Origin of the sequence: Streptomyces sp. FH025 (assembly GCF_017427025.1) — a bacterium.
Lineage (GTDB): Bacteria > Actinomycetota > Actinomycetes > Streptomycetales > Streptomycetaceae > Kitasatospora.
Genome location: NZ_JAFLNG010000266.1, coordinates 1 through 9,734, shown reverse-complemented (window position 1 = coordinate 9,734; position 9,734 = coordinate 1). Strand labels below are relative to the sequence as shown.

Genomic DNA, 9,734 nt, shown 5'->3' with positions numbered 1-9,734 from the left:
CGTCCCTCAACGCGGTCGGCACGGTTGCACTGCACTCCGCTTCGATCGTACGCGTGCGCGATCGACGGCTGTCAAGGGTGGACGGGGGGCGATCGGGGCCGGTCGGGGCATGTCAGAAAAGCGACAGGAGATCGCAACAGTGCGGCAATGAAGCATGGTTGACGGACCGCGCGGCCGACTGCTCAACTTGAGGCCATGTACGCCGAGCAGCCCCTGGTCACCCGCGACCACATCGACTTCGGTCGGGTGTGGTCCGCGGCGTGTCGCGGCTGACCTGGCAGCGGGCCGCCCTTCCGGCCCCTGATTCCGCTCGGCCCTGATCTCCCGCGGGGAGTCCTCCCTCGGTTTGCCCCGTAGCGGGCCGGGAACCGCCGTCCGCACCCGTGACGGCACATCAGACACGCGCTGCCGCCGCCGACTTCACCGCCCCCGCACCGCACTCCGGCCCGCTCCGCCCTCCACCGTCACGTACCCGCACCCGAATCCGCGCCCGTGCTCGACGGCCGCTCCGCCGCGGCCTCCTCCGGTCTGCCCACCCGCAATCGCCGGACCCCGCTCACCGAAAGGTTTCGCCATGCCCGTCGAATTCCTCGGCATCGCCGCCACCGGCGATGGCTCGGAGACCAGCCCGCGCACCACCGCCGCCTTCGACCGCGACTACACCCTGCGGCTGGCCCGGGCGCACGAGGATCACGGCTGGGACCGGGTGCTCTTCGCGTACGGCTCCGGCGCCCCGGAGCCGGCGGCCGCGGCGGCCTTCCTCGCCTCGCACCTCGACAGGCTGCAGATCCTGCTCGCGCACCGGCCGAACGTCTCCTACCCGACCTTCGCCGCCAAGACCTTCGCGACCCTGGACCAGATCAGCGAGGGCCGGCTGACCGTCCACTTCATCACCGGCGGCACCGACCACGAGCAGCAGCGCGAGGGCGACTTCCTGACCAAGGACCAGCGCTACGAGCGCACCCGCGAGTACATCGGCATCGTGAAGAAGGCGTGGACCAGCCGGGAGCCCTTCGACCACGAGGGCCCGCACTACCGCTTCAACGACTTCGTCTCCGACGTCTTCCCCGTCCAGCAGCCGCGCCCGGCGGTCTCCTTCGGCGGCTCCTCGGAGGCCGCCTACGCGGCGGGCGGCGCCGAGGCGGACATCTACTGCCTCTGGGGCGAGCCGCTGGCCCGCACCGCCGAGCAGATCGAGCGGGTGAAGGAGGCGGCCCGGGCCGCCGGACGGACCGACCAGCCGCGGATCCAGGTGGCGTTCCGGCCGATCATCGCGCCGACCGAGGAACTGGCCTGGGAGAAGGCGCACCGGACGGTGGCCGCGATCAAGGCCCGCCGGGAGAGCGGGAAGTCCGACCCCCGGCGCCGCTCGGCCGGCGCCCAGCCCGAGAACACCGGCTCGCAGCGGCTGCTGGAGATCGCCGAGGCCGGCGAGCGCTACGACCGCGCGCTGTGGACCCCGACCGCTGCGGCCACCGGCGGCGCGGGCAACTCCAACGCGCTGGTCGGCACCCCGGAGACGGTCGCCCAGGCGCTGCTGGACTACTACGACCTCGGCGTGGACATCCTCTCCGCGCGCGGCTACGACCTGCTGGACGACGCGATCGACTTTGGCCGCTACGTCATCCCGATCGTCCGCGAGGAGGTCGCCAAACGGGACGCCGCCAAGGCCGAGGCGGCGGCGCGCGCCGAGCGCGACCGGCACCAGCTGATCGCGGTGCAGGCGTGAGCGGTGCAGGCGTGAGCGGCGCCGGCCGCGCTCCCGTGGCCGAGTTCCGCAAGGTCGCCCTGGACGACCCGCTGGTCGAGCCGCTGCTGCGCGAGCTCACCCACGAGTACGTCACGCGCTACGGCCCCGGCGCGCACGAGGAGATGACCCGCTACCCGGGCGAGGCCTTCGCCGAGCCGCACGGCGTGCTGCTGCTCCTGCTGGAGGACGGCGAGCCGGTGGCCGGCGGCGCCTACAAGCGGTACGACGCGGACACCGCCGAGGTGAAGCGGATGTGGACGCACTCGGCGCACCGCCGCCGCGGCCTGGCCCGCCGGGTGTTGGTCGAGCTGGAGCGGACGGCGGCCGCCGCCGGCTACCGCCGGATCTACCTCACCACCGGCCCGCGCCAGCCCGAGGCCAAGGGCCTCTACCTGGCGGCCGGCTACACGGCGCTGTTCGACGTCACCGCCGATCCTCTGACCATCGGCCCGCTCCCCTTCGAGAAGCGACTTCCTCTCGTCCAGGCGTAGTCGACCGCTCTGACCCGAACCTCCTGAAAGGCCCTCCGTGAGAACCACCACCGTCCGCCGCCGCCTGCTCGCGGTCACCGCCCTGCTGCCGGTGCTGGCGCTGGCCGCGTGCGGCTCGGACCCGAAGATCGAGGGCGCGCCGGGGGCGAGTGGGCCCGCCGCCAGTGCCACCGAGGACGTCGTCTCCGGCCTGAGCCGCTCGGAGGCCGCCGCCGGGCTGCTGCCCGAGGAGGTGCGCAAGGCCGGCGTGATCAAGTTCGGTACGTCCTTCGGCTCGCCGCCGAGCTCCTTCTACGCCGACCAGGCCACCAAGAAGCCGGCCGGCATCGACGTCGACTTCACCGACGCGGTGGCCAAGCTGCTCGGCGTGACCGTGCAGCGCGAGGAGGCCGCCTTCGAGACCATCCTGCCCGCCCTGGACAGCGGCAAGTTCGACGTCGGCACCGGCAACTTCGGGGTCACCACCGCGCGCCTGAAGACCGTCGACTTCGTCACCTACATCGACGACGGCCAGGGCTTCGCGGTGAAGAAGGACAACACGGCGATCCAGCCGATCACCGACCTGGTCCAGCTCTGCGGGCTGACCATCGGCACCAGCGCGGGCACCACCTTCGAGACCACGCTCAACACCAAGAAGAACGTCTGCGCCGACGCCGGGAAGAAGCCGTACGAGGTCAAGGCGTTCAGCGAGAGCGGCGCCCTGCTGACCGGCCTGCAGCAGGGCCGGGTCGACATCGAGATGTCCACCATCAACGGCCTGCGCCACCTGACCGCGCAGGAATCCACCGGGCTGCGCTTCCTCAACGAGTTCCACCGGCTGGACGTCGGCTTCGCCTTCAAGAAGGGCTCCAAGCTCACCCCGGCCTTCCAGGCGGCGGTCAACCAGCTGATCAAGGACGGGACGTACGACCGGATCCTCAAGAAGTGGGGGGTCGCCGAGTCGGCGATCAAGGAGTCCCAGATCAGCCCGCCCGAGCACCCCTGAGCCGAAGGCTGCCCACGGCAGCCGAGGGCCCCGTCCAAGGAGTCCCCGATGACCGTCAGTATCGAGACACCGACCGCGTCGAGACGCACGGCCACGGCCGGCCTCGACCCCGACGAGCTGGCCGGCCTGCGGACCGTCCCCGCCCGGCACCCCTGGCGCTGGGCGGCCGGCCTCGCCGCACTCGTCATCCTCGTCCAGTTCGCCCACGGCCTGGCCACCAACCCCGGCTGGGACTGGCCCACCTTCCGGCGCTACTTCACCGCCGACATCATCCTCCAGGCGATCGGCCGCACCCTCGAACTCACCGCCTACGGCACCGTGCTGGGCTTCGCGCTGGGCGCCGTGGTGGCCGCGATGCGGCTGTCCCGCAGCGCGATCCTCCAGACCATCGCCTGGGCGTACGTCTGGGCGTTCCGCTCGATCCCGCTGATCGTGCAGCTGGTGTTCTGGTTCAACCTCTCCTACCTCTACAAGCGGTTCGGCTTCGGCATCCCGTTCGGCCCGACCTTCGGCGAGTTCGAGACGGTCGGCGTGCTCGGCGCGCTCGGCGCGGCGGTGCTCGGCCTCGGGCTGCACCAGGCCGCGTTCGCCGCCGAGATCATCCGCGGCGGCATCATCGCGGTGGAGGGCGGCCAGCGCGAGGCCGCCGCCGCGCTCGGCATCCCGCGGCTGCGGCAGGCCTGGCGGATCGTGCTGCCGCAGGCCATGCGCGGCATCCTGCCCGCCGCCGCCAACGAGGTGATCTCGCTGCTCAAGGGCACCTCGGTGGTCTACGTGATGGCCATCGGCGAGCTCTTCTACCAGGCCCAGGTGATCTACGGCCGGACCGGCCGGGTGGTGCCGCTGCTGATGGTCGCCACCGTCTGGTACGTGGTGCTGACCACCGTGCTGTCGATCGGCCAGTACTACGTCGAGCGCTACTTCGCCCGCGGCGCCCAGCGCACCCCGCCGCCCACCCCGCTCCAGCGCCTCCGGGCCTTCGTGCGCAGCCTGCCGACCCGTACCCCGACCGCCCGCACCCCCGGAGGACGTCCATGACCACGCTGACCGAGTCCGAGGCGGCGCCGATGGTGCAGGTTCGCGGCCTGCACAAGAGCTTCGGCCCGCTGGAGGTCCTGCGCGGGGTCGACCTGGACGTCCCGGCCGGCTCGGTGACGGTGGTGCTCGGCCCGTCGGGCTCCGGCAAGTCCACCCTGCTGCGCTCGATCAACCACCTGGAGAAGCTCGACCGCGGCTACGTCGCCATCGACGGCGAGCTGATCGGCTACCGGCGCTCCGGCGACCGGCTGCACGAGCTCAAGGAGCGCGAGGTGCTGCGCCAGCGCACCGGGATCGGCTTCGTGTTCCAGAACTTCAACCTGTTCCCGCACCTGACCGTGCTGGAGAACCTGGTCGAGGCGCCGATCGCCGCGCTGGGCCGGCCCCGGGCCGAGGCCAGGGCCGCGGCCCTGGCGCTGCTGGAGCGGGTCGGGCTGGCCGACAAGGCCGCCGCCTACCCCCGGCAGCTGTCCGGCGGGCAGCAGCAGCGGGTGGCGATCGCCCGGGCGCTCGCCCTGGAGCCCAAGGTGCTGCTGTTCGACGAGCCCACCTCGGCGCTCGACCCGGAGCTGGTCGGCGAGGTGCTGGACGTCATCAAGGACCTGGCCTCGACCGGCACCACGATGATCGTGGTCACCCACGAGATCGGCTTCGCCCGCGAGGTCGCCGACACGGTCGTCTTCATGGACGGCGGAGTGGTGGTCGAGCAGGGCCCGCCCGCCGAGGTCCTGGACCGCCCGCAGCACGAACGCACCCGGGCCTTCCTGGCCAAGGTGCTCTAACCAGCCCAGTAAGTCCCCTTCACCGAGCAGGAGTTCCGCCATGTCCCTACCCCGTCGCGCCCTCGTGACCGCAGCCGGCGCGTTCGCCGCCGCCCTCGCCCTGACCGGCTGCGGCAGCGGCGCCACGGGCGCCTCGGCGGACCTCGCCCCGGCCAAGGGCAGCACCGCTCCGAACGGAACCGTGGTGAACCTGTCGCCCAACCAGAACCGGGTCACCACGCCCAAGGTCGACGCGATCGCGGCACTGGTCCCGGAGGAGATCAGAAAGAAGGGCACACTGAGCGTCGTCGACTCCCTCGGCTCCACCCCGCCGCTGGACTTCTACGCCGACGACGACAAGACCGTCATCGGGGTCGAGCCGGACATCGCCTACTTGATCGGCGACGTGCTCGGCCTCAAGGTCGAGATCAACTCGGGCTCCTGGGAGAACATCTTCGTCGGCCTGGACAGCGGCAAGTACGACGCCGGCCTGTCCAACATCACCGTCACCGAGGAGCGCAAGGAGAAGTACGACTTCGCCACCTACCGGCTGGACATCCTCGGCTTCGAGGCGAAGAAGGGCAGCGGGCTGAAGGTCACCGGCGCCAAGGACCTCGCGGGCAAGAGCGTCGGCGTCGGCACCGGCACCAACCAGGAGAAGCTGCTGATCTCCTGGAGCGAGGAGAACGTCAGGAACGGCCTCAAGCCGATCGACATCAAGTACTTCTCGGGCACCGAGTTCTACCTCGCGCTCTCCTCCGGCCGGATCGACGTCTACGTCGGCCCCAACCCCAGCCTGGCCTTCCACGTCGCGCAGACCGGCGAGACCGAGATCGTCGGCACCTACTCGGGCGGCGGTGCGGACGTCCTCGGCAAGATCGCGGCGACCACCCACAAGGACAACGGCCTGGTCAAGGCGCTCAACGGCGCCATCAACGAGGTGATCAAGAACGGGACGTACGGGCAGGTGCTCAAGCGCTGGGGCCTGGACAACGAGGCCGTGAAGACCTCCGAGATCAACCCGCCCGGCCTGCCCAAGCCCAAGCAGTAGGCCCGGACCGGGAGAGCCCGCTCCTCGTTCACCCGTTCGTCCCTGACCGCCGCTAAGGTGACCCCTCCGGCGGCGAACGAGGGACGGACGCGGCCGAGTTGGGGGAGGGCATGCGCAAGGGAGACGTGCTCGGCGGCCGCTTCCGGCTGGACGAGTGGCTGGGCCGGGGCGGGTTCGGCGTGGTCTGGCTGGCGACCGACACCGTGCTGGACCGCGAGGTCGCGGTGAAGCTGCTGCTGGCCGAGCACGCCTCCGACCGGGAGGCCGTCGGGCGGTTCGTCCGCGAGGCCAAGGTGGCCGGCGGCCTCTCCAACCCGCACATCGTGACCGTGCACGACTACGGCCGGGTCGTCGATGCCGACGGGGAGACCGGGGAGGCCGGGGAGACCCACTACCTGGTGATGGAGCTGGTCCGCGGCCGGGCGCTGTCCGCGATCCTCAAGGACGGCCTGCCCGACCACGGGCGCGCCCTCACCTGGATGGGGCAGGTCTGCGAGGCGCTCGACGCGGCGCACCGCAACGGCGTCATCCACCGGGACATCAAGCCCGAGAACGTCATGGTCGCCGAGGACGGGGACCGGGCCAAGGTGCTGGACTTCGGCATCGCCCGGCTGCTCACCCAGTCCACCGGGCTCACCTCCACCGGCAACGTGGTCGGCACCGTGCCGTACCTGGCGCCCGAGTGCTGGTCCGGTGGCACCGTGGACGGCCGGGCCGACCTCTACGCGCTCGGCGTGATGCTGTACGAGATCAGCACCGGCCGGCGGCCGTTCCGCGCCGACTCCCCGTACGAGTACATGAACAAGCACCTGCACGAGACCCCGCCCCGGGTGCGCGGCAAGGACCCGGCGCTGGCCGACCTGGTCGCCCAGCTGCTCGCCAAGCGGCCCGCGGACCGGCCGGCCGGCGCCGCCGAGGTGCTGGAGCGACTGCGCCGGATCCGGCCGGGCATGCTGCGGCCGGACGACCCGAGCCCGGAACAGCTGCGCCGGCGGGCCGACCAGGCCTGGCAGCGCGGCGCCGAGGGCGAGGCCGGGGAGGCCGTGGAGATGCTGCGGCGGCTCGTCCCCGACTTCGCCCGGATCTGCGGCCCGGCCGACCCGCGGACCCTTCGCACCTGCCACGACCTGGCCCTCTGGCTGGCCCGGGACGGCCACCGGGGCACCGCCGTCGAGCTGCTGGACGCGCTGGCGCAGGAGGGCGGGGCCGCCCCGGAGGCCCGGGCCGACGCCCGGCGCGACCTCGCGCACTGGCAGCGGGAGGCCGCCCGGCTCGGCCCCGGCCCGGCCCTGGCGCTAAGCCTGCGGGTGCTGCTGGGCGGCGGCGCGCAGGGCGGCTGAGCCGCCGTCCGGGATCGGGTCGCCGTGCCCGAACACCACCGTCTCCACCGGCAGCGCGGCCAGCCGGTGGAAGGAGGCGAGGGCCAGAGCCGGGTCGGTGTTGAACACCCCCGGCATGGTCCGCCCCTGGACGTTGGCCGCCAGGTCCCCGGTGAACAGCACCCCGGGGCCGGGCAGGTGCAGCGCGATGCTGCCGTCGGTGTGCCCGGGCACGTGCACGACCACCGCGCCGCCGCCGATGTCCAGCACGTCGCCCTCCTCGACCTCGCGGTGCACCGGGCAGGGCTCGGCGGGCGGGACCGGCGGCAGGCCCGCCCACAGCTCCTGCTCGAAGGGGCTCAGCACGGGCGGCACCGGCGGCTGCTCGCGCCGGATCACCGGCGCGTCCAGCCGGTGCGCCACCACCTCGGCGGACCAGCGGAGGGCGAGCTCGGCGGCCGAGCCGGTGTGGTCCTCGTGGTGGTGGGTGAGCACGATCCGGCGCAGCGCGGCGGGCTCCAGCCCGATGGTGCGGATGGCCTCCTCGATCCCCTTCGCCGACCCGGCGATGCCGGTGTCGACCAGGGTCAGTCCGTGCGCGTCCCGCCAGAGGTAGGCGGTCCCGAACTCCAGTGTGATCATGTGCAATTCGTTGCGTACCCGGGTGATCTCCATGTCCGGATAGTGCGCCCCGCGGGGCTCCGGCACGCGCACGTTCGCCCTGGGCGTGCGCGATCCGCCCTTCAGGACGCTCTGGTCCGCCGCCCGGTGCGTTGATATACCTCGTTGCCGGAGTCGGGAGCGGTGTCCGTGCCGCCCCGGCGAGCTGCGACGAAAGGCTGGTGACGGATCGATGAAGTTCCTCCGCGTCGGACCCCCGGGTGCCGAGCGCCCGGTCGTACTGGGCGAGGACGGCACCGCGTACGACCTCTCCGGGCGGGCCCGCGACCTCGACGGGGCCTTCCTGTCCGGGCTGGACACCGCCGCACTGGCCCGGGACGTGGCCGCCGGCGTGCTGCCGGCGGTGGACCTGGCCGGGCAGAGGGTGGGCGCGCCGGTGGCCCGGCCGGGCAAGGTGGTCGGCATCGGGCTCAACTACCGCGACCACGCGGCCGAGGCCGGGGCGGCGATCCCGGCCGAGCCGGTGATCTTCCTCAAGCCGAGCTCGACCGTGGTCGGCCCGTACGACGAGGTGCTGGTGCCGCGCGGCGGCGAGAAGACCGACTACGAGGCCGAGCTGGCCGTCGTGATCGGCCGCACCGCCCGCTACCTGGACGGGCACGAGGCGGCCGCGGCGGCGATCGCGGGCTACACGATCGCCAACGACGTGACCGAGCGGGCCTTCCAGTTCGAGCGCGGAGGCCAGTGGGACAAGGGCAAGTCGGCGGAGACCTTCACCCCGCTCGGGCCCTGGCTGGTCACCGCCGACGAGGTGGCCGACCCGCAGGCCCTGGCGCTGCGGCTGTGGGTCAACGGCGAGCGGCGGCAGGACGGCAACACCGCGGAGATGGTCTTCCCGGTGCTCGAACTCGTCCGCTACGTGAGCTGGTTCATGGTGCTGGAGCCCGGCGACGTGATCATCACCGGCACCCCGGCCGGAGTCACCCTGGGCCGCCCCGGCACGCCGTTCCTCGCCCCGGGCGACGTCGTCGAGATCGAGATCGACGGCCTCGGCCGCCAGCGCCAGGTGCTCGGCAAGGCCTGATCACCGGGTCTGATCACCGGGTCTGATCATCGGGTCTGATCGCCGCATCCGATCATCGGCCCGCCCCGACCCTTGGCACGGGGGTCGGGAAGCCCGGGAAGGCCGCTACCGCCCGCCCAGCACCGCGCGCAGCCGCTCGGCCCGCTGCGCCCGCGGGCCCTCCAGCGCCAGCAGCCCCGCCAGCACCTGCGCCGTCTGCGGATCGTGCAGCGCCGTCGCCGCCGCCATCGCCGTGAACTGGTCCACCAGCCAGTCCCGCAGCTCCGCCACCGGCAGCGCGCGCCCCTCGTCCAGCCAGCTCAGCGACGCGCCCTCGACCACCGCGATCCAGGAGCGCACCAGCAGGGTCAGCCGAGGCCCGGCCTCCCGTACGCCCAGGTGCCGCAGGGTCCGCTTGAGCGCCGCCCGGCGGACGTCGTCCACGATCGCCGAGGTCCGGGCCGTCTCCACCACCGAACCGCCGCGCAGCAGCGCGGAGTAGCCGGCGTCGTGCTCGGCCACGAAGGCGAAGTAGCCGTCCAGTACGGCCGCCAGCTGCTCGGACGGCGTCCCGGCCAGCGGGACGGCGAACCGGCTGGTCAGCTCGTCGGCCGCGGTGCGCAGCGCGGCCTCGTACAACTGCTGCTTGCCGCCC

The 9,734-nt window shown here is 72.7% G+C and carries 9 protein-coding genes and 1 pseudogene; 8 read left to right on the top strand and 2 right to left on the bottom strand.

Translation table 11 applies throughout. From position 1 onward, the window contains the following. Window positions 1-574: 574 nt before the first annotated feature. From J0670_RS19615 to J0670_RS19585, 7 genes are all read left to right on the top strand, one after another. On the top strand, window positions 575-1,729 hold the full coding sequence (locus tag J0670_RS19615) for an LLM class flavin-dependent oxidoreductase (protein WP_207812929.1): 1,155 nt from the start codon (window positions 575-577) through the stop codon (window positions 1,727-1,729). Between the two features lie 11 nt (window positions 1,730-1,740). Then, window positions 1,741-2,241 carry a GNAT family N-acetyltransferase gene (locus J0670_RS19610; protein WP_207812931.1) on the top strand — a complete coding sequence of 167 codons (501 nt, stop codon included), beginning with the start codon at window positions 1,741-1,743 and terminating at the stop codon, window positions 2,239-2,241. A 37-nt stretch (window positions 2,242-2,278) separates the two neighbouring features. Continuing rightward, complete coding sequence (locus tag J0670_RS19605) at window positions 2,279-3,226, top strand: ABC transporter substrate-binding protein (protein ID WP_207812928.1); 948 nt, start codon at window positions 2,279-2,281, stop codon at window positions 3,224-3,226. Window positions 3,227-3,274: 48 nt separating this feature from the next. Further along, window positions 3,275-4,264 (top strand): amino acid ABC transporter permease, encoded by a 990-nt coding sequence (locus J0670_RS19600; RefSeq protein ID WP_207812927.1) that lies wholly within the window; start codon window positions 3,275-3,277, stop codon window positions 4,262-4,264. After that, window positions 4,261-5,046: an amino acid ABC transporter ATP-binding protein gene (locus J0670_RS19595; RefSeq protein WP_279383040.1), complete on the top strand. Its 786-nt coding sequence runs from the start codon at window positions 4,261-4,263 to the stop codon at window positions 5,044-5,046. Before J0670_RS19600 ends, J0670_RS19595 begins: the two co-directional genes overlap by 4 nt. A 40-nt stretch (window positions 5,047-5,086) precedes the next feature. Further along, window positions 5,087-6,076, top strand: coding sequence for an ABC transporter substrate-binding protein (locus J0670_RS19590; RefSeq protein ID WP_207812926.1), 990 nt, complete (start codon window positions 5,087-5,089; stop codon window positions 6,074-6,076). 110 nt (window positions 6,077-6,186) lie between these two features. Further along, window positions 6,187-7,416, top strand: a complete 1,230-nt coding sequence (locus J0670_RS19585; protein ID WP_207812925.1) for a serine/threonine-protein kinase — start codon at window positions 6,187-6,189, stop codon at window positions 7,414-7,416. Here the strand turns inward: J0670_RS19585 and J0670_RS19580 are convergent. Then, window positions 7,372-8,070: an MBL fold metallo-hydrolase gene (locus tag J0670_RS19580; RefSeq protein ID WP_207812924.1), complete on the bottom strand. Its 699-nt coding sequence runs from the start codon at window positions 8,068-8,070 to the stop codon at window positions 7,372-7,374. The genes J0670_RS19585 and J0670_RS19580 overlap by 45 nt on opposite strands. A gap of 178 nt (window positions 8,071-8,248) precedes the next feature. Between J0670_RS19580 and J0670_RS19575 the strand changes: the two genes are divergently transcribed. Then, window positions 8,249-9,100 (top strand): fumarylacetoacetate hydrolase family protein, encoded by an 852-nt coding sequence (locus tag J0670_RS19575; protein WP_207812923.1) that lies wholly within the window; start codon window positions 8,249-8,251, stop codon window positions 9,098-9,100. Between the two features lie 105 nt (window positions 9,101-9,205). Here J0670_RS19575 and J0670_RS19570 read toward each other — a convergent pair. Further along, window positions 9,206-9,734, bottom strand: a pseudogene (locus J0670_RS19570) (TetR family transcriptional regulator); the annotation flags it as partial.